A 22,314-nucleotide genomic window follows, 5' to 3' on the forward strand; every position below is an offset into this window, starting at 1 on the left:
TATAGATCGCTCTTCAGGCAGCTCTGATCTCCCGTTGACTTTCCTGGGACAAGAGGACGTCCTCTGACTTCCGCTTTATGCAGACTTACCACGTTTTCCTTCTATAAAAATAAATGAAGAGAGCCGACAGCAGAAGCAAGGCGACCGCACTGCCGGCTAGAATCGCTTCCTTTTGCGCCGCTGCGGGGTCTGTCCCGTTCATCCAGCCTTCCGTGCCGGGCATGCCGGGTGCTCCGCCGCCGGGTCTTTGCCCGCCTTCTCCCATCGGACCTCCCATACCTCCGCCCGGACCGAACGGGCCGCCTTGCTGCCCTTGGCCTTGCTGTCCCTGCCCCCGTTGACCTTGCTGCCCTTGGCCGTTAGCATTAGCTCCGGGATTCGCTCCAAAGTTGCCTAGCTGTCCGCCGCCGTTTGGCATACCGCCTCCCATGCCGCCCTGACCGTTCGGATTGCCGCGTCCGCCCCCCATCCCACCTTCGGAGCCTTCTCCATTATTGGAGGTGGGAATCGTTCCGGCAAGCTGCTGCAACACGTTGGCGACGCGAGCTTTCGTAAAGGACAACAGGCCCGGAATGTTTTGTACGTCCTGGTTCAAGGAAGACCGGTACTCCTCATACGTATAAAATTTGCTCGGGTCCCTTTCGACATAAGGCGAGATCAGCTCCGCCAGCGATTGAACCCGCGCTTCGAACCGGCTGTCCGACAAATAACCGTCGACGATTTGCTTTACATAACCCCGATACGTTTGTTTGTACGTCTCGTTCTGGAGCAGCTTCGCAATCATCGGCCGTTCCGCGACCCGGCCCATCGTCGGCTCGTCGATCAGCACGCCGGCATTTTGCTGGGTGTTACCCATTCCGCCCATCGTTAGCCCTGCAAACGACATATTGAAATCCCAGGGCAGCATCGTGAATACGCCGTTCTGCTCATACAAGTAATAATTGTGCTTCAGGTTCCCCTGGTAGCTGTCCATATTGACGAGTATGGTGCTGACGGCCAAGTATCTCAAGAAGCTGTCCACATCGATCACTTTCTCATAATCGGTGCCGTTGTTCAGCTCATCCAGCATATCCAAAATCACATCGCCGTTCGACGTCTCGGACTTCAGGTTCAGCCCGCTGTACAGGCTGATATCGTCCCCTTTCCATACCAGGTCGCTGCCTTCTCCGTCCGGCTTGTACAAAGCTCCGTACGCATCGCCGAAATGACGGGTCAAGTATGGTTCGTTAATCTGCTCGACCGCCAAATAAAATCCGCGAAGCTCGCCGTTGACGTATACGTTGACGTAGGAGCGGCCGGGCGTCGGCACTCCCATCTCCTCCAGCAGTTCATAAGTCAAATATTCCCTCATAAAGGTAGGGTCGGCGTAATTGTTGTTCAGGTTGATTTTGGTTAATCCATGCAGCGTCTGTCCGTCGATATATTTGTCAAACTGGATTTTCCAGCTGTACCGGTCCGAATCCGTATTGGCCACGCTTCGCAGCGTGAGGTTGCCTTTCGTGCGAATGCCGACATTGCGGATCGTCGTGCCGTTATATTCAATATCAGCCGGCTTGTATTCTTCCTGAAGCGGGTTATCCAGCATATCCTGAAAGTCCGCTTCGTCGATTGTTATTTTTACATCGATGACTTTATTTGGGGGAAATACGTTTTCGTTCGCCCCCCGGGTGTGCACTTGAACATCCGCTGCCAGCGGAGCCGTCGTGCCCCAGCTTAAGCAGACGAGGCACAAGCCTAGCAGCAATACCCCTGCGACCTTTGCCTTCATGTCGAATCACCGCCAGTTTTTAAGATACGTAATCGCCGCTGTAGCTGATCAGGACTGCGTTTTTGACTCCGCCTACAGCGGTAAGCTCGTTGACGAAGCCGGGCTCGTTGCCCCGCAGCCGCACTTCGACGGTCATCTCGATGTTGTCCGGCGTTACCGTTTTTTGCTTGACGTTGTACCGTTTCACCAGGCCGTTCAATTTCTGGTACAGATTCTGCTCGCTCGAACCGTCGTCGCAGTTAATCACTAACAAGTAAGGCGTATCGAACGTAGATTTTTTGATAAAAATAAACAAAACCAAACCGATGACGACAGAACCGAGAATCGCTAGTGTATAAAATCCGGCACCGGTGACGATACCCGCAGCGGCGGACCAGAACAGAAAGATCAGATCGGTCGGATCTTTGATCGGGGTCCGGAACCGGACGATGCTGAGAGCGCCGACCATTCCGAGCGACAGAATCAGGTTGGAGTTGATCGCCATAATGACAAGCGACGTGATCAGGCACATGCCGATCAATGCGACATTAAAGCTTTTGGAGTACAGGACGCCGCTAAAGATCCGTTTGTACAAAACGTAAATGAACCAGCCCAGCATAAATGAGACGGCAAGGGTCAAGGCGATTTTCCAGATATCGATCCCGGCGCTGAAGTTTTCGAGCACCGACTTTTTTAGCAGGTCCGCGAAATTAACCGTTTCATTCGTGTTTGTATTCATACTTATTGATCCTCCCAGCTATTGAATTTGAGAAATTTGCGGCAGATCACATATTTGGAGCTTGATTGGCGGACCAGCCCTTCCAGTTGAAGCGCGGTCCGGATAAACTCCGGAATGTATTCGTCATACTTGACCTCGAGCACATATACATGTTCGTCTAAGGCGCGAATCGTCGGCAGATTCGGGTCGAACAGGCGGATCGCGTTCAGACCGGTCCGCAAGTTTTTGTCGAACGTAATCCGGACGTTCCCGGTATGGCAAATGTAAGCCTCCCGCGTATAGTCAACGATGACTTTGGGACGCAGCAGCCGGTTTTTCATCTCCATATACATATGAAATTGCAGCGGTTTCGCCGGTTCGTTCAACACCTCGAACCGTCCCGACACGATCGCGTCCGCCGTTTCTCTGGACAGCGCTTCCTTGACTTTGGATATAGAGTCCTTGAATTTGATTTTCTTCTCCAGATGAATGATGCCGTCCTGCAGGTTGTAGATCCGGATGCGGTATTTCTCGCGGTCGCGCGCGCCTGTCAATTTCTCATGCAAAGCTTTGTTGCTTATATCGTCGAAGTATAAGCTCCGAATGTGGTACTCGCCGGCCGGACCCGCATGTTTGTCCGGCTGCATCAGTCCTCTGAGCCTTTGCCGGATGATATGGTACTGATGGACGTTCACAAAGTATTTCAGCTCGTGCCGGTATTTCAGATGAGGGTATCTCAAATCGGCGGTCGTCGTATCCGGCTTCATGCTGGACCTCCTCTCCAGTCGCTTGATTGGGTATGATTCGGAGTATAAAGGACGAAGCTGAACCCACGTTGAACGCTTGCTGAACGTTTTCTGAATCCGCGCTTTTATCTGAACGCAAAAAAGAAGACCCTCACGGGCCTTCTTCGGAACGTTCCTATTCAAGTGTAATCTTATTGGCGGCGCATCTTAGATACTGCCGCGGCTCGACTTGTCTCTGTGGAACAGTCGAATCGCCGCTCCGATCATATAGATCTGGACGCTGCCGATCAGGAAACCGACTCCAATCATCAGTCCGAGGTTACGGTCGCTGAATTCGGTTACATTTACCAGACAAGTGATTACACCGATCGTCAAAGCAATCCAAGCCGCTACGGTCATGACGGACGCCAGCTTATTGCCGTCCTGCACAGTTTGTTGCTCCATTGCCATCGTTTTGGTTGTCATCATGAACACCCCTTGCCGAAATCATTGTTACCTCTATTGTAACATAGTTTTCGCAAAATGTTCATCATTTCTTCATTTTTTGTTCAAATTATAGACAAAAATCCGTCAAAACCGCTTAGACCTTGAACTTCCCGATATGCTCTCGCAAGTTCTGCGCCAGTTGCAGCAGCGTATCGGAGGCGGCCGCCACCTCTTCCGTCGAAGCGAGCTGCTCCTCGGAAGCGGCCGAGACATGCTGCGTCCCTTGCGCCGACTGTCCGGCCAGCCCGGCGATGCTGTCGACGGAGCGGACGACCTGCCCGGCCCCTTCCGCCGTACGGGCAATCAGAACCGCTACTTGATGCAGCTCGCCGGCTGCAGCGGTCACCGCAAGCTCGATCTGCTCAAACGATTGGCCGGCCTGATCGACGACGCCGATCCCTTGCGCCACTTCTCTCGAGGCGGCTTCCATTTGCTTCACGGCCTGCGCGATTCCGCCGCGGATCTGATCGATGTATCCGGCGATCTCCCCGGTCTCTTGGGCCGACTGCTCGGCAAGCTTGCGCACCTCGCCGGCCACCACGGCGAAGCCGCGCCCCTGCTCGCCCGCTCTTGCCGCTTCGATCGACGCATTCAGCGCAAGCAGGTTCGTCTGGCCGGATATGGCCGAGATCGCTTCCACGATCCGCCCGATCTCCCCCGACAGTTCGCCGAGCTGCCGGATCGACTCGTCCAGCCCGTTGACCGTCTCCCGGATCGAATGCATCTGCCCCCGCGCCTTGCCGATCGCCGCGCTGCCGTCCACCGCACGCTCCGAAGCACCCCCGGCCGCTCTCTCCGCTTCGTTTGCCCGCTGCTTCATATGCCCGACCGTCTCCGTCATATCGTCCAGCACAAGCGAAGCCGCTTCCACGATGCGGACCTGCTCTTCGGCGCCGGCAGCCACCTGTTCGATGCTCGACGTAATTTGCCGGCTAGCGCTGCCGGTCTGGTCCACGCTGCTCTTCAGCTCCCCGGAGGAAGCGACCACCTGCTGAGACAGCTTCATCACTTCCTCGATAAGCTGCCGCAAGTTGTTCGCGACATGACGGACGGAGCCGGTCAATTGACCGACCTCATCCCGGGTCCCGGCCTCCTCTACCGATACGGTCAAGTCTCCGCCGGCGATCGCGGCTGTCGTGGACGTCAGTCTCTGAATCGGCAATACGACTCTCCGCGTCATTCTCCAGGTGATCCACCCGGTCAGCGCAAAGATGACGGCCGCTGCAGCCGTTGTCACATTCAACACGGTTTTATTCCGTGCCAGATTCGCTTCATAGAGAGATTCGATGTCTCGTCCCAGCAGATGGACGTCGTTGACCATGCCTAGCGTACGGATCGATTGGCGCTTCAGCTCGGTGTCGTCCGATTTCTCCACCGCTTTTTTTACGTCCGCAATAAAACCCTCATATTTGGTCTCCAGCCGCTGCAATCGTTCCTTCAGCTCCGGCGAATCGAACCTCGCTTGCAACCCTTCGATCTCCGCGGCGATCGCGGCCGCCTTATCCAGCGCGTCGGCGGCGTTGCCCGCGCCCATATTATAGGAAGCGTTGCTTAGAGCGAGCTGTGACGCCAGCAGCGCTCCTTCCAGTCGTTCCGCTTTCAGCAGCGATTCGACGCTTGCGGAGCTCGACTCTTGAAGCTGCCTGGACTGCACAATAACGACGAGCAGCATGCACACCGCAAGCAGCAGCGGGAGCATGGCGTTTAAGATCAGTTTTCGGCTTAGTGTCATCATCTCTACCTTCCGTCCTTATCCGTCCTTGCGATTCATCTCGAACCGATCTGAATCTTCCGCTCGATTAAATCGCGCTTAAGCGATTCCAGCTTGGCCGACTCCTGCTCGGTGAGCGTTACGACCCTCACCGGAGCGATGCCGACTCCGTTATCCTTTAGACCGAGCGACAACTGCCGGTCCGGCAGAGCCCCTTGATCGGTCATCATTTTCGCTACCTGGTACATGCCTTCGTCAATATGCTTCAGCATCGAGCTGACTACCGCTTTCTCCGCCACGGCGAACTGATCGCTGTCTACGCCGAAGGCCAGCACGCCTTTCGCCTGCGCTTCCTTCAAGGCTCCGACTCCGGTCAGGCCGGCGGCCGGGTACAGCACGTCCGCGCCTTGGGCGATCATCTGCCTGGCGAGCTCCGCTCCTTTATCGGGGTTTCCGAAATCTTCGGCGAACGCCAGCGATATTTTCGCGTCGGGCTTGACCGCATGAACGCCTTGAACGTATCCGTTATAGAAGTTACGGATGACGGGTGCATCGACGCCCCCGATAAATCCGACATGACCGGATTTGCTCTTAAGCGCTGCCAGTACGCCAATCAGAAAACTCCCTTCGTCCTCCTTAAACGTAAGCGAATGGACGTTGCCGAGCTCAGACACACTGTCGATCAACAGAAACTTCTGCTCCGGATACCGCTTGGCTACGCTTTCGAGACTTTCCTGCGACATGAAGCCGAGTCCGACGACCAGATCGTTGCCCGCCCGGACAAGCTCCTCGATCCCGATCTCGTACGTCTGCGTTTCCGATATTTCCCGATAATCGAAGCGGACCCCCAGACCGTCCCGGGCTTTGATCAATCCTTGAAAAGCGGAATCGCTGAACGATTGGTCGCCAAGCCCGACGTCAGAAAGCATAATTCCGATCCGGACTTCCCGTTCTTTCGTATCTCCAGGGCTTGAGCATCCCCCTAGTGCCAGCATGACAACCCCCAGCACGATTATTAGTACGCGTTTCACTTTCTCCCGTCCCTCCTGCCTAACCGCAGATGCACATCAGCTGCATAAAACTCGTAATTTCGTACCAAATTATAGCACTCGCCGAGATCTCTTGTCTAAACATTTATAAGCCGAAAGTCCCGACACCAAGCCTTTTTACCCACCTTCATCTTTTAGAGGCTGCCTGGATCACGAAAAACAAACGGGCGGTTGTTGAATGAGCAACCCGGTACACAGTACATGTGAGAGGGGAACGTCCCTTCGTACAGCAGCTCGCTCACGACTGTATGTTCTATGATGTCGCTTGCATAGAAATAAAAGTCTCTAGCAGCCTCCCTACCTACCTGCCAAGTGGGGAAGAACTGGGTCGCTCTTCCACCCAGAAAAGGTCAAAAAATCATAAGAGCCTGCTTCCCCCGGCTGGGAGGGAAACAGGCTCGTGACACCGTCTAACTAGGCAGCGCAACCTTTTTCATAAGCAATCACGGCGAAGAGTTTTCAGTAACGGTGTCCGATTCCTCTCTCCGCTACCTCATATACGAGCTGACGATCGAATCGAGCGCGGCCCGGTCGGGTTCCCAATACCACAACTTCGAACCGACCAGCGGGTCTTCCTCCGTCACGGAACGCCCGGGTACCGACGAACGCCGGATATTTTTCGGATCGGTATCTTTAAACAGCCAGGCAAGGCTCAGCAGATCGCCGTCCGTCATATTCGTCTCGACCGCCTCCTTGCGCAGCTTCCCGATCAGTTCCGGCAGCTTAGCGATCCGTTCGCGCGACAGCATCTTTTTAACCGCCGCCTTCAAGACGTCCACCTGCCCGGCCTGACGGCCGAAATCGCCATCGGCAAACGAATACCGCTCCCGGGCGAAACCAAGCGCAGTCTCTCCGTCCATCTGAACGACTCCCGCCGGCAACACTTTCCGCGACGCGCTAATCCGCACCTCTTTCGACAACTCCACCTCGATGCCGCCGATCGCATCGATCAGCTCGACGAAACCTTTCAGATCCGTCTTGACATAATAATGAACCGGAATGCGCAGCAGATTGCTGACGGCCTGGATCGCCGCCCCGGTTGCCTTCTCGCTTCCCCCCTTGACCGCACCTAGAAAGTAAGCATGGTTCACCTTCGTTAACCCGACTCCGGGCAAGTATACGCGCGTATCTCTTGGAATCGACAATACATGAACCGACTTCTGATCCGGGTCGACATGGGCGACCATAAGCGCATCCGAGCGGGACGCTTCCTTCTCGCGGCTGTCCAGACCGAGTACAAGCACGTTGAAGCCGGTAGATTCCTCCGCTTGATTCGGCTTGCCCGGATTCGGGAGCTCTTCCTGCCTGTCCTTCACCACAGTCTGTTCCGACCGGTTAGCTGCAACTGCTTCTCCCGGTTCTTGAACGAGTTCGGGCCGCTCGGTGACCCTATCGCTTAATTCGGCGGCAACACTGACAGGAGGAAGCGCGGCAGGTTCGTCCGAATAAGAAGGAACCGCTAATACAGGAAGATGAAACGGATGAAAATGATTGGATGGACGATACGTTTCGTATACATAAAACCCGCACACTACTAATAACGCAATCAATATTCCGCCCGAATAGATCCGGAGACGCCACCTTTTCATATGCAATCCCGCCTTATTATTAAGGATGCAGCCGCGAAAAGTCCGCTCTGGCGGCAGTTTTTTTGTTTAGATACAAAGTGTATCATTTAAGTATTCATCATGCAAGCTTCTCTTTCCGCGTTAAGCTCACAGGTGCGAAGAACGATTCCGGACTTTCTATTATTCATAACTATGCTTTTACGGCGCTTCCTATCCCACGGCCGTACGAGTGAATATGCGACTCTGAATGCGACGGCACGTTCGAATTACGTGCAGGGGGGCGGATGATGAAATGCCATATAAAAAAAGTCCGCTTAACCTCCGCCCCACAAGGAACGGAAAATTAAACAGACTTTGATTAGAACAGCACTATACTACACTACACTATACTACACTACACTATACTACACTACATAAACAGCTCCATCTGCTTGACATCGCCCAGTCTCTCCAGAGAAAACGGCTCATGGTCGCGGAAGTAAGCCTGGTTGATCTCTTTTTCCTTGGTCATGACCAGCTTGCCCCCGCCGGCGGCTTGCCGAAGCCTGCAGCTGAAGACGACCGGGAAGTAATCTTTCAGAAACTTGCCTTCGGCATGCGCCGTCAGCGCGATAATCTGGAAGCCGAGCTGCTCGGCGATAAAAAACACGGGACTGAGCACATGATCGCTCGAAGCTTTGCCGAACGGATTATCGAGAATGACGGTGCGGTGCCTCTTCATATTTGCCCGGATATGCTGGCGCTTCTCGGCGACATAGTTAAGCAACCCGAGGAACAGGGTCATATTTTTGCTCCATTTCTCGCCGCCGGACCAGTTGTTCGACTGTTCCCAGGAGAAGGACGCCTTCGTCACGTTGTTCTCATTCGTCACTTTCCGGCACGTGACTTTCATCGGCTTCTCCTGCAGGACGATTTGCAGAAGCTGCTTCGTATCGAGCCATTTCTCAATCTCCTTGCGAACCGTCGGCTTGACCTCCACCCCGTTGTCGTCCCTGTACGGGCCCTTCTCCAGCTCCGTCAAAATCCATTCCAGATGTTTGCGCAGACGTTCCTTCGCCTCCAGCTCCTCCCACTCGGGGATATGGAACGAGTATATCAGCTTCCACTGATCCTCCACCTTCACCTTCGTTTTGATCGGAATATCCCGCAGCTCGGAAGCGATTTGCCTGAGATGGCTGTGTACGTGAACGATATATTGTTCCAATTGCTGATTATGGGTGCTCATCGTCTCTTCGGCTACATGATTGACGCGTTCGATCCGGCTGTGCATCTTCTGCTGGAACAAGGCGATCTCCGCGTAGCTGCCCTTCTGTTCGACACCCTGCTCGGCCATTTCCCGGAGCTTCACATCTTGAATATGTTTCCGGCAAAAATCGTTGAAGTGGGCTCTCGCCTTTTTCACCGCTTTATTCTCGTTCTCCAGTGCTTCCATAGCAGCGGACAAAACGTTCAGCGCGGCTTTGGCGATTTTCATCCGGTCGTACGGAAACTCTGCTTTCTGCTCCTGCGTCAGCGAAGCCGAAGGGATAAGCGGATTTTCAAACCCGTGAATAATTTTGTACGGATTCAGAAATTGGATCACGTCTTCCAGCTTGCCTAGCTGCCCTTGAATGTGCCCCTGGAGCCGCAACAGCCCTTCCTGCTGCTCGTTCAATCGCCGTTCTTCCCCCTGAACCTGCTCCTCGACCTCGTGCAGCGGTTCATGGAACGCTTCAGGCTGCTGACCGGAAAAAGCGCCGGAATACTGCTCGACGAGCAGCTTAACCTTGGTCGCCTGTTCCTTATAGGCATCTTCGCTCCGCTTGCACTCGCTCTTCACCCGCGCAAGAAGGGCTTCCTGCTCCCTAAGCTCCTTCAATAGCGCCGACATCTGCTCCTCGCCCGTCGCCATAAACGCAACCTCTTCGTCCAGCTCCAGGTCCGCCTGCTCCAGCCGTAGCTTGCTCATCTCCTTCTCCAGAGACAGTTTGCTGCTTCTCGCATGGTTCTGGCCGGCCTCGAGCTGCTGGCGTCCTTGAGAGATGCGGTGCAGCTTCAGGTGCAGATCTTTTCGTTCGTTTTTCAGCCACTCCAGGCTTTGCTCCGCGGGAACCGGCTGCGAGTCCAGAACCTCTTTATACAGCTCCTGACTGTGGAGGCTTGCTTGTTCCATCTTCAAATAGCCCAGTCGGTCGTTTGCCGAATCCATCTTCTGTCTGACATGCCGGATCGAGCTTTGTCTGCCGGTCACTTTGCTTTGCAGCCCTTCGGCCTGTTCCGTATATTGGTCGATAGCCAGATTCAGCGCGCCGATCTCTTTGCCCAGCTCGGCATATTTATGCCCCTTCTCGATCCACTGCTGAAGCTGAACCATCTCGGCCTGCTGGTCGATCATCATCTTCTGGTGCTGATCGATCGTCTGCTCCGTTTGCCGGATCGATTTCTGAAGCTCCTCTTCCCGGCTCTCCAGTTCCCGGACCCGTTCGCGCGTGAACCCGACTTGCCTCTCCATCTCTTGGACGGCCTCAAGCGGATATGTCTCGATGAAGCGCAGAAACGCCGCCTGCAGCTCCGAAGCACGCTGCAGCTCCTCCTCCTTCGCTTGCCGTGCCTTAAGAACCTCTTCGCCCTTCCGGGCGATGCTCGTCTTCCAGTCTGCGAAAGCATCCGCATCCGCGTTCTCCCGCCAATGCTGCGGTTCGATCCAGGCCTGCTCCGCGGCGGCGATCGGCGCTTCCGTATTCACGAGCCGCGATGCTTCCTGCGAAGAAAGGACTTGGATCGGATACTGCATATCCTCTGCATGCTGTCTTAACTTGCTGGCCAATAAAGGGACTTCCTGCTCCGTCGTAATTAAGGTGATCGACCAGAGAGGATGGACCGAAGCCCGCTGCGTAAAGCCGATCCCCTGCAAATACTGGATGCCGGTCGCAAGCAACGTGAACTGGTTGCTCCATCTCGCCGCCAGCTCCGCCACATATACGTCTGCGAAAAACGTAATCTGGCCGCTGTAGTCATCGATATAACGGAAAGCGAGGCGTTCCTTGAGCAGACAGGCTTCCTTCTCCAGCCGCAGCTTTTCCCGGTCTTCGCCAAGCTGCTCCTCGATGGAGCTCAGCTTATCGTAGACGGACGCAAGCCTTTCCCAGGAAGACCGGTACCGGCCCAGTCTGGAGATCAGATCCTGGTGCTCCTTGCGGAACACTTCCAGATTCCGCTCGGCACCGGTGCGATCCCCGAACGCTTGCTTGAGCGCTTCGCCGGTCCGCATCAGTTGCTCGCCGTTCTCCTCCTTGACGGACGCCAATTCTTTATTTTTCCGGACGAGCATCACGTTGCCATCGTCCAGCTTCTGATAACGCTCGGCCCATCCCTTCATGCTGCCTTCCATACTTTCCACATCCGGGTTGGCCATCACGCTGCTTCGCAGACTGTCCTGGTCTTTGTTGCGCGCCTCCACAATCGACCGGTGCTCGATGATTCGTCTGTTGAGCTCCTCCAGCTGCCCGGACAGCTCCTGCAGCACAGTCTCCTCCAGATTCATCCATTCGCGGCCTTCCGCCAGCTCCTGCCGGAGCTTCTCTTCCTCCGCCTGCCATTCCCGTTCCAGGCTTATATACAAGCTGCGAATCTGCCCGCCGTTGCTCTCCCAAGCCGCCCGGAGCTCTTCCTCCTCCCGCGTGCTTCCGAGCTGCTCCAGCTCCCGCTGCAAATAATTCATCCGCTCTTCCGCTTGTTTCCATTGCTGCTTGTAGTCGGCCAGACGCAAGGAATAATAGTGACGCTTAGCCGCTCTTACCTGCTGCCCGATCCGCTCCATATCGGCTTCCGCCAAGTTTAGCTTCGTTTCCAGGGTGGCCTGCTCCTGCTTGTTTTGGGCGATATGGAGCGACGCCCGTCTTCGTTCCAGAAGCTGCAGCTGCCGCTCGCACTCCGCCATCTGGTCGCGCAGCTGGAACAGCTTGGCCGTTTCCTCCTCCTTCTGCTCGCCCGCGAGCGTCCAGTAAGCTTTCGCTTCCGCTTGAGCGGCCGCGTACTCCTGCTGCCTGGCGTCCATTTTGGCGAATAGGAGAACGTATCTGTCCAGCTCGGCCAGTATTTTCTGGTTTTCCTCGATTTTTTCTTTCAGTTCCTTGTACCGCTTGAAGCTGTCCCGGTGCGATTCGAACGTATCGGCAAACTCGCCTTGGACATAACCCGCCATCGCGTCTTCCACCGTCGGAATCAGCAGCCGGTCGAACAGCTGGGTCGTCGTTTTGCATTCGTCGAAGAAGCTTTCCACGCCGCCCTCCGAGCCGTTGATCTTGGCGATCCGCTCCCATTCCGTGGCGATAATATGGTAGTCGTTCTCCAGCACCTGCTTGTATTCCTTAATCGTGGACGGTAGCTTGGCGTTCATTCGTTTGGACGCCATCCCCTGGTAGTAGTCGTACATCTCGCCTTTATCCGCGGCCCTCATTTTGCCTGCGCTTTCCCTCACGAACGGAATCCGGTCGATCGCATCGGGGTCCAATGTCGGATAATCGTACACATACCGGTACGAGTCGAGCCCGGTCGCCGTCAAAAACAAGCTGACGCACGTGACGGCATACCGGCGCGGCCTGTCGCTTAAAATCCACTCGATCGCCACATGGGCGGGGCCGTTCTCCAGACTTAACGTATCCTTCATCTTCCGTCCGGCGAGGTCGGTATGCGGGAGCACCGCCTGGATCGCCGTCTGGATAAACACCGTTTTGCCCCCGCCGTTCTCCAACAAAATCGCTCCGTTATGGCCGTCGAAATGAAACAGCTCGTCGTTGTAACGTTTGTTGCCGTCCTCATAGACGACATTCGTAAACCGGATTTTAGAGATCGCCGGCATGCGTACTCCCCTCCCCCTCGCTTACGCCAAATTGGTACAGAAATTCCAAAATACCGCGATTGTACTCCAGCTCCATGAAATAACGCTGGACAATGACCTTCGTTTTCTCGGTCAAGGCGATTTCCTGATTGCCGATATCCGCGGCGAGCTCTTGAGCGATCAGAAATTTGCGCACCGTGTCCATGAAGCTGACCCGGCTGATCGTATTGCCGCTTTGCCGGGAGGCCGTTTCTTTAATGTCGTCCATCGCGCTCCATTTCTCGATCAAAGCTGTCCAGTTGTAGGAAAATTCCTTCTCCATCTCCTTCAGCTCGGCTTCGGGATGCGACTTCAGCAGTGTGATACGCTCATTGACGAGCTCCGTCCATTCGTCAAGCCCCAGAAAGCTGCGGGTCGGCTCCATCGTCTGATAGCTGTCGTAAAAAGCACCGATCAGCACAATGATGCAAACATACATCAAATACAAATCGGCATTAACGGCATTTGCCCGCAAATAAGTCCGTTTAAGCGTCTCATTGCTTATATGAAAAGGCGATAACCTTGTCTCCGGAATCATATACAGCTGTTCGCCGGCGATCAGCACCGCGCAATCGACCTCGCGGGCGAATTGATCGACCAGGCCGCGCACCGCGTCGTCCGACATGTATAACTGCAGCCATTCTTTCCCCGCCGTGCTGTCGCGGGCCAGCAGCGTATAAAGGCGAAATGCTTTCATTACCGTTTCGTTCTCAAGCCCCATCTTGATCCGTATCTCCCCATACTATCTGCATATTCTGAATCGTAAACCTCTCGTTGACGCGAATCGAATCCGGCAGCTCCGTAACGATCAGACAGCGATTGCCGAGGAGCGCGTACATGGCGTCCAGCCATGCGCCTTGCGTTTCGCCCTGCCCTCCCTCGCTGTCGTCCGCCCGGAGCGGACTGCGCTGATGCAAATAAATCCAGAAGTCGTAAAACGACCGTTCGCGGAGCAGTCTCGAATATTCGGAGGTTTCAAACCGGCCGATAAACGGCTTCAGCTCGGCCCTCCCGCTATCTTCCATCGTCAGGAGCAGTTGCTCCATCAGCAGCTTGTACAGCTTCTGCTGAACCGTCTGGTACCGCAGCTCGTCGCTGTCGCCGCCGATCTCCAGAAACTTGTCGTCCCGCTCCTCTCCGGTGCCGTCTTCCACTATATTTTGTTCAGCCCATACCGTCAGCAGCGACCACGTTTTCGTCTCCTCCACGGAAAGGAACGGCGCAAGCACCCCTTTCATCGCTTCCGGCGGCAGCGGCGTACTGAACAGGAGGGAGCCGATGTCCTGATCAAAATTAAACGAATCAAGCCCCGTGTAATACAGCGATTCCTGGGCGGCGCTTAAGGCGTGGGATTTCAGCACCATGCTTTGGTGGAACAGGATCGAATGATCCCCGTGCACCTTCTCCAGCTCGCCCGAGATGCGCAGAATCAGCTCGTAAGGCCGCTGGTCCGCCTGCCGGATCGTCTCGGCGTGCACGCGGTCCTTCGTCTCCTTCACGAACTGCCGCAATTCCTCGAACTCCTCGTTTTCCATCTGCAGCCGCATATAAATATCTTCGAGCAGCTCCTTGTACCGTCCGAACGTTTCTTCCGATACGATGTTTCGCTTCAGCTCGTGCTCCAGCTTGACCATCCGCTCCTGCAGCGCTTCTACGTCGATACGCATTTCGTTGATCTGCCGCAGCGCGCCTTCGAACTCGCCCTTCTCCAGCTGCTTGCGCAGCACCAGCTGATGGATCGACAGCTGAAACTCCGAATAAAATTCCTTGGTCGCAAAAATAAGCTCGAGCCCGTCTTCGTCGAGCGTGTAATATTGGGTATTGGTCTTCAGATCGAAGGCGTTGGCCTTCAAAATCGATATGTAAGTCCGGTCCGGCTGTCCGCTCTCCCAGTTCATAAAGGCAAAGTCCCGTTTCTTCCCGGTCGTCGGCCGGAACGTCTGGATGATCTGCCGCGCCAAGTCCTCGTAGCCCGCCTCGTCCAGATCGATGAAGATACCGGTCACTTTCCACAGAAACTGGGCCAAGTCTTTGACGCCGGCCTTGTGGTTGCGCATCAGCTTTTGCTCGAAAAAAAACAGCAGCGTCAGCAGGCCGAGCTCCATCAAGTCGATCGGCTTGTTTTGCCGGTCCGTCTGCCGTTTCCGCTGCAGCTCGTATAGCGGATCGAACAACGCCAGCTTGGCCATCCGTTCCCTGAATCCGGATACGATCTGACCGATTTCTACGTATTCCATGAAGCGTTCCTCCATATGGCGCCAAGCTCTTCCGTCCGCACGATTTCTTGGGGGTAGTAGCCGCCTTCCGCGAGCAGAGCTTCGATTCTTGCCTGTTCCTCTGACGTGAAATAATCCCCGAACCGCCGGATGGACTCCTCTTTGCTCCGCTGATTGTCTTTGCCGTACACGAAGCTCTTATCCAGACATGCCCGGTAAAAAGGGAGCGCCGGCACCGCCGGGCAGCCGAACTTTGCCAGCACACGTTCATTCAGCGTATGCCAGATCGTGATCCCTTCCGGCTGGCGTTGAACCATCTGCAGCATCCCTGCGGCTTCGAGCTCCAGCACCGCACCGGAAAATTGCTCGTAGGTGCAAGGCTGTCCCACGAACAACTGTTCCAGTTCCGGGAGGGAAGCATGCTGCTTCTTTAAAGTTTGCAAATATCGCATGATCTGCGTCTTGGGGTCCATGAACATAAGCTCCTGATAGTAGAAGGATGTGTCTATTATAGCAGAAAACTGCTAAGCGGAGCCCGCAACATGGTCGAGAGCATGTCGGCGAGGCGGAGCGGGTTCGCAATAATGAGATGATTCACGGGACAGAGGCGGTTGAGACGTTCCTCGACTTGGTGCTGGCGATTCAGGTACATGTCGATCTGACGCATAAGATGCTTAATATTTTAATATTAAGAACAGAAAAAAACCGATTCGCGCGGGAATCGGCTTTATCGTATTAGGCTTCCAAGTTAAACAGCTTGCCCAGCGATATTTGAAAATCCTTGAACACGTTCGACCGCACGTTATCTTGCTCCATATATAAGTCGCGTACCTGATACAGGCCATCCTGCAGTGCATATACATGAACCGTGCGATTGCCAGGATCGACGATCCAATATTCCAAAACGCCATATTTCTGATAAAGATTGAACTTCTCATTGAAGTCTTTCAGCGCCGTAGAAGGCGACAATACCTCGATAATCATAGTTGGCGCGCCTTGACAACCGTTCTTAGAGATCTGATTCTTGGAGCACACCACCGATAAATCCGGCTGCGTCACATGATCAGGCGTATCATATTGATCGCTCTCACTGAAGAATACGTCGAACGGAGCGACAAACACTAAACAGCTCTTATTCTGGAAGTGCGTTCGCAGCGCAAAATGTAACTCTCCTACAATAAACTGGTGAAGAGCAGTCGGTGCCGGTGACAGGTTATATGCCTTTCCGTTAATTAATTCCCATGCTCCATCCCAAGACAACCAATCTTGATACGTGTGCTGCTGCTTCTCATCCGGATTGGACATTGTGGCTCTGCCTCCTTCGGATTTTTTTACTTGTTACTGCTTATCTATAACTTACCTTGCTTAATCTGTTCAATGATTTCACCTGTCGTATAGATCTTGCCTTGCTTAAGATCCTCTTCGGATTGCTCAATCATTTGATGAACGTCTGGGTCAGAATCGAGTACATGAATGACCCGTCCTAACGCGCTCGGTTTATCATCCAATGTCGCAACCTCCTTCGATATACTTGTGAAAATCCGGCTGCGTGTACCAGAATTATAACACATCCCTCTACGTTTTCTTAGCGAGAGGGATTTACAATATTAGAGGACTCGAGAAGCGTTGGGATAATCCGTTATCGACGTAAATCGTTTCGGGTATGCCGTCTCGAGGATTGCCTTCTTCAAGCAATCTTCCAGCCGCGCTATCGTTCTTCCAAATAAAATTGTCCGTGCACCATAACCGCGAGTAATCGTCGACTGCCTTGCCACTACAACGTAGGAGCTCTTCGCTACGATAAGCTCCGCATCTTGTTGGGCTTGCAAAATCATTCTCATACGTGCTGCATCTTCTTCCGACAACACGCCAAGGTTTTGAGTCAAACGGTGCTTGGGTTTACCGTCTTTATCCCTATACGAAGCAACGATTTTATAATAGTTATAGGTTTTTTGAAGCCTTCTCCATGTGATTGACCCGACGCAAGAAGGCCTCTTTCCGGTTTGGAGTATCGCAGGTCAACGGCTTAAAGGACGAACATGCCGTGTCTGCTTTTCTCTTACCCGTCCCCGAATCCGAAAAAACAGTCCTCGTCCCATTCACATATCCCCCCGGTCCGTGAATATATTGATAACAAGCTATCTTTTCCAAAGGCAAGCCGCCGTACTGTACTCCATCTTGCGCGAGGAAGCGCGGGAGCGAAACAACCCAACAGGAGGTGCCGCAACATGACCCATCCGCTGTTTATCGTTTCCCGGGAAGACTGGTCACTCCACCGCAAAGGCTACCAGGACCAAACCCGCCACCAGCAAAAAGTACGCGAAGCGATCAAGCAAAATTTGCCCGACCTCGTCACCGAAGAAAACATCGTCACCTCGCACAACAAGCAAATTATTAAAGTGCCGATCCGCAGTCTCGACGAGTATCGGTTCCGCTATAACTACAACAAGAGCAAGCACGTCGGACAGGGCGACGGTGACAGCCAGGTCGGCGATGTGCTCGGCGTCGATCCGTCCGCAGCGAATCCCGGGAAAGGCGAAGGGGCCGGCGACCAGCCGGGCGAAGACTACTTCGAGGCGGAGATCAGCATGGAAGAACTCCAGTCGATGCTGTTCGAGGAGCTGGAGCTGCCCTACATGGAACAGAAGCAAAAAGACAATTTGCAGACACAGGAAATTCAATTTAACGACATCCGAAAAAAGGGGATCATGTCCAATATCGACAAAAAGCGGACCATCCTTGAAAATTTGCGCCGCAACGCCGGTTCCGGCTCGCCGGGCATCCACCACATCTCCCCCGACGACCTGCGGTTTAAAACCTGGGACGAAGTCGTCGTCCCTCACTCGAACGCGCTCATTCTCGCGATGATGGACACGTCGGGCTCGATGGGTAGCTTCGAGAAATATATCGCGCGCAGCTTCTTTTTCTGGATGACGCGGTTTTTACGGACGAAATACGAGAAGGTCGAGATCGTCTTCATCGCCCATCATACCGAAGCGAAGGAAGTCAGCGAGGAAGAGTTTTTCACCAAAGGCGAAAGCGGCGGGACGATCTGCTCGTCCGCTTATCAGAAAGCGCTTGAGATTATCGACCGCCGTTATCCGTCGTCCCAATATAACATATACCCGTTCCATTTCTCCGACGGCGACAATTTGACGAGCGACAACGAGCGGTGCGTCAAGCTGATCGAGAAGCTGCTCGAGCGGAGCAACATGTTCGGCTATGGGGAGGTCAACCAGTACAACAGGAGCAGCACGTTGATGTCCGCGTACCGGCATATTCAATATCCCCGTTTCCAGCACTGCGTCATCCGCGAGAAGGGCGAAGTGTACAAGGCGCTGAAGACGTTTTTCACGAAAGGCAAAGAGGGGTGAGCGAAAGCGATGCATCCGGACGAAATCAAACAGCTGGAGCGGGCGATCGACGAAATTACTGAAATCGCGCAAGGATTCGGGCTCGACTTTTACCCGATGCGGTACGAAATATGCCCATCCGATATTATTTATACGTTTGGCGCCTACGGCATGCCGACCCGCTTTAGCCACTGGAGTTTTGGAAAAACGTTCAATAAAATGAAGATGCAGTACGACTTCGGGCTTAGTAAAATCTACGAGCTCGTCATCAACTCGAATCCGTGTTACGCCTTTCTGCTCGACGGCAACTCCTTGATCCAGAACAAGCTGATCGTAGCGCACGTCCTCGCCCACTGCGATTTTTTCAAAAACAACGCCCGGTTCTCGAAGACGAACCGCAACATGGTCGAGAGCATGTCCGCGACGGCCGAACGGGTACGTGAGTATGAGATGATCCACGGGACGGAAGCGGTCGAGACGTTCCTCGACTCGGTGCTGGCGATCCAGGAGCATGTCGATCCGACGCTCGTCAAGCCGTATTACGGCGACAAGGAACGGCGGGATGCGGAAGCCAAATCGAAGCTGAAGGCTCCGCAGCCCGGAGGCAAAACCGGGTACGAGGATTTGTGGGCGCTGACCGACGTCGCCGAGGAGAAGGCGGAGCGCGAGCGCCAGGAGCAGCCGAAGAAATTTCCGCCCAAGCCGGAGAAGGATCTGCTTTATTTCCTCGAAGAGCACTCCCCCATCCTGGAAGATTGGCAGCGGGATATCGTGACGATGCTGCGCGACGAGATGTTATACTTCTGGCCGCAGATGGAGACCAAAATTATGAACGAAGGCTGGGCGTCTTACTGGCACCAGCGCATCGTCCGGGAGCTCGATCTGACGAGCGAGGAGACGATCGAATACGCCAAGCTGAACAGCGGGGTCGTGCAGCCGTCTCGTCACAGCTTGAACCCGTATTATTTGGGACTGAAAATATTCGAGGATATCGAGAAGCGCTGGGAATCCCCGTCCGAGGAAGCACGGGATCGTTACGGCTACAAGCCCGGACGCGGTCGCGAAAAAATATTCGAAGTGCGCGAATTTGACTCCGACACGTCGTTCGTCCGCAACTATTTGACCAAAGAGCTGGTCGACGAGCTGGATCTGTACGTGTTCGAGAAAAAAGGACCGGAGTGGAAAATTACCGAGAAAACGTGGGAATCGGTGCGTGATACGCTCGTCTACTCACGGATCAACGGCGGCTTCCCCGTCCTGCATGTGGTTGACGGCAACCATACGAACAACGGCGAGCTGTATATGAAACATTCGTACGAGGGCATCGAGCTGGACATCAAATATTTGGAGAAGACGCTGCCTTACGTGCAGAAGCTGTGGGGGCGAACCGTACACCTGGAGACGATTATCGAAGATAAGAGCGTGCTGTTCACGTATGACGGGAAGAAGCAGCACCGGAAGTTTATGTGAGGGATGAAGGGTGCCTGCTCGGGCTTTGTGCCTGGGCGGGCTTTTTTGTTTTGGGATCTTCACTGATGACTGCGGATTTAGTGATTTTTGTGTTTATTTGGAATTAAAACTACTTTATTACTTTCAGAAAACCTATTAAACTGTTACTGAACGAAGCGTTCATTTAACTATTACTATTATTTTAACGTGGAATGGAGAGAGTTTATGAGAAAGTTTCTATTAGGCTTCCTGGCGGGTGCCGTACTATTTTCGGTGAGCCGGGTCGATGCGTCCAACTTGCTGGAAGCCGTCCAGTTCCCCGTAAAACTCATCATTAACGGGAAGGTTACATCGCTAGATACCGGCCATCCGATATTGAACTATAACGGCTCCGCTTATGTCCCGGTCAGGCTCGTCGGTGAAGCCCTGCATGCCAAAGTCCGTTATTCGGATGATGATCCGGAAAAGATCATTTCCATTAACGACCCGCGTGCGGAAACGCCCGAGGATTATCCCGAAGACTTGGCTCGTGCTAACGGAGATGTTGTTTTTATCTCACAAGCCAAAACCTACAATGAGGACCAATTAATCGAGTTTGTAAAAAAAGTAGAACAGAACAGTCCCGATTGGATTCGGATTGTCAGGTACACTCTGGAGGGCGACCCTATCATCCAGCTCGTTTCCTACCGCGATGGCACGCTCAACTACACGGTTGATTATTCACGCGATTCATTTGGCAGCGATGCGATTATGGAAGCTAAATGTTCGTCCATCGTTAGTTCAAACGGAGAATTATTCGGCAAGCCGTATACCGAATTTACTTTGACAGGATGCAGTCCGGATCGGGAGACGTATGCGCTTTACAAATTGTTTGGCAGATGATTTTTTCAAAATTTTTCAGCTATATAGGTTGAACTAATATCTTCCATGGTAAATCTCAATATAGTGGAGAAAAGAAATTAGCTTGAAAGCTAAGAGTTTTCGTCAGAAAACTGGCTTCGGAAGGATAAGCTAAGAGCTTTCGTTAGAGAGCTGCTTCGGAAGGATAAGCTCCCGGTGTCAACAGTCCGAAGGCCAATCCAATCCGAGACACTCCAAACAAGATATCTGAAGCTTCAAGCCATTTTTTTCGGAATGGACGTCAATTCATTAGTTCAACTCATATAGTAACGTGCAAAACATGGGCTTAGTTCCGAACACCTCGAAACAAAATTCGGCAATGACGCCTGATACACAAAAAAAGAGGCTGACGTCCATCATTTTCAATGATCCAAACGTGATTAACCAGCTGGCTCAAGCTGAAAAAGATCTTGTCGGCTGCGGCCCAGCGGCTGCTGGAGATGCTGCCTTAGAGGAACGTCTGCGTCAGCAAGCAGCCGCCCGCTCCAAGGCAGCCTCCTTCCTCACAGGCGGCTCCCTGACGGATGCTGCTCTCCCCGGTGCTTATCCGAGCGCCGGGGCTTGTGCGGCAAAGAGCAAGCTGTAACTGGACGTGACAAGTGAGCCTATTAGGGTGGATTGTAATTGGCAGTAGGAGTAACTTAGCTGTAAAAGCAAATTGGCGGTAGGGGTTACCTTGCGCGGGAGTTACTATTGAGTGGTTAGTTCTTGGACGCACCGAGTGCAGCTCCCAGCAAGTAGTGTTTCGCTGCATGACGGCTGTCGGTCGCCCCCATTTCATATAGAGTAAATGGGGGCCGGAAGCATGTTTGGAGTTAATCGTGTGTTGGCAATAGGAGTAATTTTGCAGTAGGAGTAACTGGCTGTTGGAGTAGCTTGGCTGTTGGAGTAACTTTTTGCGGGAGTTACTTTCGTTGGCGGGTAATTGCTAGGAGTACTTTAGGTAATATGTGACTTTAGGCGGCGCGTACTTGGGCGGCAAACTCGTACAAGTCCCGGTGTTCGGATATAAAATTTCCAATAATCACATATTTTACTCTACATCCACAAAACTGGACGCACCTTTGTCATACATCGGCTCCGTAGTGTGTTTGTGTCAGGATGTTCGCAAATTTGATCTAACAAATATTAACATTCAGGCAACCTGCTATCTCGGCGACAGCATCATTAAGAGCTTTTTACACGTCTTATTTTCAACAATCTTGGGCGCCAGGCAAGAATAGCTGATGTTTGAAGCTCTTATTTTCGCATAAATTAAGTTTTAAGCCGATTAGGCTAACAATAAGAGCTTCTATCGACTTCTATTCTCCTCCATCGGCCGAAATCGTGGCAAATAGCGGCTTCTAGAGACTCTTATTCTTATCTTGCTTGCCTGCGCCGAGGGGGGTTATGAGTTTCTGGGGGGCTGGGAGTCTCGGGTTGTTTGGGGTTCTTGGGGTTCTTGGGGTTCTTGGGGTTCTTGGGGTTCTTGGGGTTCTTGGGGTTCTTGGGGTTCTTGGGGTTCTTGGGGTTC

General features: G+C 53.5%; 17 protein-coding genes. 4 read left to right on the forward strand and 13 right to left on the reverse strand.

Annotated elements, in window-relative coordinates; genetic code table 11:
* Positions 1-85: 85 nt before the first annotated feature.
* The 13 genes from IDH45_RS32525 to IDH45_RS32590 all read right to left on the reverse strand — a co-directional run bounded on the left by IDH45_RS32525 (position 86) and on the right by IDH45_RS32590 (position 16,607).
* On the reverse strand, positions 86-1,768 hold the full coding sequence (locus tag IDH45_RS32525) for a CotH kinase family protein (protein ID WP_190932320.1): 1,683 nt from the start codon (positions 1,766-1,768) through the stop codon (positions 86-88).
* A 19-nt stretch (positions 1,769-1,787) separates the two neighbouring features.
* On the reverse strand, positions 1,788-2,486 hold the full coding sequence (locus IDH45_RS32530) for a DUF4956 domain-containing protein (protein ID WP_190932321.1): 699 nt from the start codon (positions 2,484-2,486) through the stop codon (positions 1,788-1,790).
* A 2-nt stretch (positions 2,487-2,488) separates the two neighbouring features.
* Complete coding sequence (locus tag IDH45_RS32535; RefSeq protein ID WP_190932322.1) at positions 2,489-3,232, reverse strand: polyphosphate polymerase domain-containing protein; 744 nt, start codon at positions 3,230-3,232, stop codon at positions 2,489-2,491.
* Positions 3,233-3,418: 186 nt separating this feature from the next.
* Positions 3,419-3,679: a hypothetical protein gene (locus IDH45_RS32540; protein ID WP_223837223.1), complete on the reverse strand. Its 261-nt coding sequence runs from the start codon at positions 3,677-3,679 to the stop codon at positions 3,419-3,421.
* A 112-nt stretch (positions 3,680-3,791) separates the two neighbouring features.
* On the reverse strand, positions 3,792-5,429 hold the full coding sequence (locus IDH45_RS32545; protein WP_190932323.1) for a methyl-accepting chemotaxis protein: 1,638 nt from the start codon (positions 5,427-5,429) through the stop codon (positions 3,792-3,794).
* Between the two features lie 35 nt (positions 5,430-5,464).
* Positions 5,465-6,439, reverse strand: coding sequence for a BMP family lipoprotein (locus IDH45_RS32550; protein WP_190932324.1), 975 nt, complete (start codon positions 6,437-6,439; stop codon positions 5,465-5,467).
* 506 nt (positions 6,440-6,945) lie between these two features.
* Positions 6,946-8,046, reverse strand: a complete 1,101-nt coding sequence (locus IDH45_RS32555) for an LCP family protein (RefSeq protein ID WP_190932325.1) — start codon at positions 8,044-8,046, stop codon at positions 6,946-6,948.
* Positions 8,047-8,434: 388 nt separating this feature from the next.
* Positions 8,435-12,865, reverse strand: coding sequence for a coiled-coil domain-containing protein (locus IDH45_RS32560; RefSeq protein ID WP_190932326.1), 4,431 nt, complete (start codon positions 12,863-12,865; stop codon positions 8,435-8,437).
* Positions 12,849-13,604, reverse strand: coding sequence for a DUF6063 family protein (locus IDH45_RS32565; RefSeq protein WP_223837224.1), 756 nt, complete (start codon positions 13,602-13,604; stop codon positions 12,849-12,851). Before IDH45_RS32565 ends, IDH45_RS32560 begins: the two co-directional genes overlap by 17 nt.
* Positions 13,594-15,120, reverse strand: a complete 1,527-nt coding sequence (locus IDH45_RS32570; RefSeq protein ID WP_190932327.1) for a replicative DNA helicase — start codon at positions 15,118-15,120, stop codon at positions 13,594-13,596. Before IDH45_RS32570 ends, IDH45_RS32565 begins: the two co-directional genes overlap by 11 nt.
* Complete coding sequence (locus IDH45_RS32575; protein ID WP_190932328.1) at positions 15,108-15,572, reverse strand: RNA-binding protein; 465 nt, start codon at positions 15,570-15,572, stop codon at positions 15,108-15,110. The genes IDH45_RS32570 and IDH45_RS32575 overlap by 13 nt, the downstream gene beginning before the upstream one ends.
* Positions 15,573-15,834: 262 nt before the next feature.
* On the reverse strand, positions 15,835-16,404 hold the full coding sequence (locus IDH45_RS32585) for a Uma2 family endonuclease (protein ID WP_190932329.1): 570 nt from the start codon (positions 16,402-16,404) through the stop codon (positions 15,835-15,837).
* Between the two features lie 44 nt (positions 16,405-16,448).
* Complete coding sequence (locus tag IDH45_RS32590) at positions 16,449-16,607, reverse strand: hypothetical protein (RefSeq protein ID WP_190932330.1); 159 nt, start codon at positions 16,605-16,607, stop codon at positions 16,449-16,451.
* 720 nt (positions 16,608-17,327) lie between these two features.
* On the opposite strand from IDH45_RS32590, the gene yhbH reads away from it, so the two are divergent.
* From yhbH to IDH45_RS32610, 4 genes are all read left to right on the forward strand, one after another.
* A complete protein-coding gene (gene yhbH, locus IDH45_RS32595) occupies positions 17,328-18,473 on the forward strand; it encodes a sporulation protein YhbH (protein ID WP_190932331.1) in 1,146 nt (381 codons plus the stop codon).
* A 9-nt stretch (positions 18,474-18,482) separates the two neighbouring features.
* The gene (locus IDH45_RS32600; RefSeq protein WP_190932332.1) at positions 18,483-19,922 is read left to right on the forward strand and encodes a SpoVR family protein; all 1,440 of its coding nucleotides are present in this window, start codon (positions 18,483-18,485) and stop codon (positions 19,920-19,922) included.
* Positions 19,923-20,126: 204 nt separating this feature from the next.
* Positions 20,127-20,783, forward strand: a complete 657-nt coding sequence (locus tag IDH45_RS32605) for a DUF4362 domain-containing protein (protein ID WP_190932333.1) — start codon at positions 20,127-20,129, stop codon at positions 20,781-20,783.
* A 298-nt stretch (positions 20,784-21,081) separates the two neighbouring features.
* Positions 21,082-21,387, forward strand: coding sequence for a hypothetical protein (locus tag IDH45_RS32610; RefSeq protein ID WP_190932334.1), 306 nt, complete (start codon positions 21,082-21,084; stop codon positions 21,385-21,387).
* Positions 21,388-22,314 lie beyond the last annotated feature (927 nt).

The organism is Paenibacillus oceani (assembly GCF_014705615.1).
In the GTDB taxonomy this organism is placed as follows: domain Bacteria; phylum Bacillota; class Bacilli; order Paenibacillales; family NBRC-103111; genus Paenibacillus_AB; species Paenibacillus_AB oceani.

Coding starts and splice junctions, on each gene's coding strand:
- IDH45_RS32525 (WP_190932320.1), bottom strand. CDS start 1,768: ATGAAGGCAAAGGTCGCAGGGGTATTGCTGCTAGGCTTGTGCCTCGTC.
- IDH45_RS32530 (WP_190932321.1), bottom strand. CDS start 2,486: ATGAATACAAACACGAATGAAACGGTTAATTTCGCGGACCTGCTAAAA.
- IDH45_RS32535 (WP_190932322.1), bottom strand. CDS start 3,232: ATGAAGCCGGATACGACGACCGCCGATTTGAGATACCCTCATCTGAAA.
- IDH45_RS32540 (WP_223837223.1), bottom strand. CDS start 3,679: ATGATGACAACCAAAACGATGGCAATGGAGCAACAAACTGTGCAGGAC.
- IDH45_RS32545 (WP_190932323.1), bottom strand. CDS start 5,429: ATGACACTAAGCCGAAAACTGATCTTAAACGCCATGCTCCCGCTGCTG.
- IDH45_RS32555 (WP_190932325.1), bottom strand. CDS start 8,046: ATGAAAAGGTGGCGTCTCCGGATCTATTCGGGCGGAATATTGATTGCG.
- IDH45_RS32560 (WP_190932326.1), bottom strand. CDS start 12,865: ATGCCGGCGATCTCTAAAATCCGGTTTACGAATGTCGTCTATGAGGAC.
- IDH45_RS32565 (WP_223837224.1), bottom strand. CDS start 13,604: ATGGGGCTTGAGAACGAAACGGTAATGAAAGCATTTCGCCTTTATACG.
- IDH45_RS32570 (WP_190932327.1), bottom strand. CDS start 15,120: ATGGAATACGTAGAAATCGGTCAGATCGTATCCGGATTCAGGGAACGG.
- IDH45_RS32575 (WP_190932328.1), bottom strand. CDS start 15,572: ATGGACCCCAAGACGCAGATCATGCGATATTTGCAAACTTTAAAGAAG.
- IDH45_RS32585 (WP_190932329.1), bottom strand. CDS start 16,404: ATGTCCAATCCGGATGAGAAGCAGCAGCACACGTATCAAGATTGGTTG.
- yhbH (WP_190932331.1), top strand. CDS start 17,328: ATGACCCATCCGCTGTTTATCGTTTCCCGGGAAGACTGGTCACTCCAC.
- IDH45_RS32600 (WP_190932332.1), top strand. CDS start 18,483: ATGCATCCGGACGAAATCAAACAGCTGGAGCGGGCGATCGACGAAATT.
- IDH45_RS32605 (WP_190932333.1), top strand. CDS start 20,127: ATGAGAAAGTTTCTATTAGGCTTCCTGGCGGGTGCCGTACTATTTTCG.
- IDH45_RS32610 (WP_190932334.1), top strand. CDS start 21,082: ATGGGCTTAGTTCCGAACACCTCGAAACAAAATTCGGCAATGACGCCT.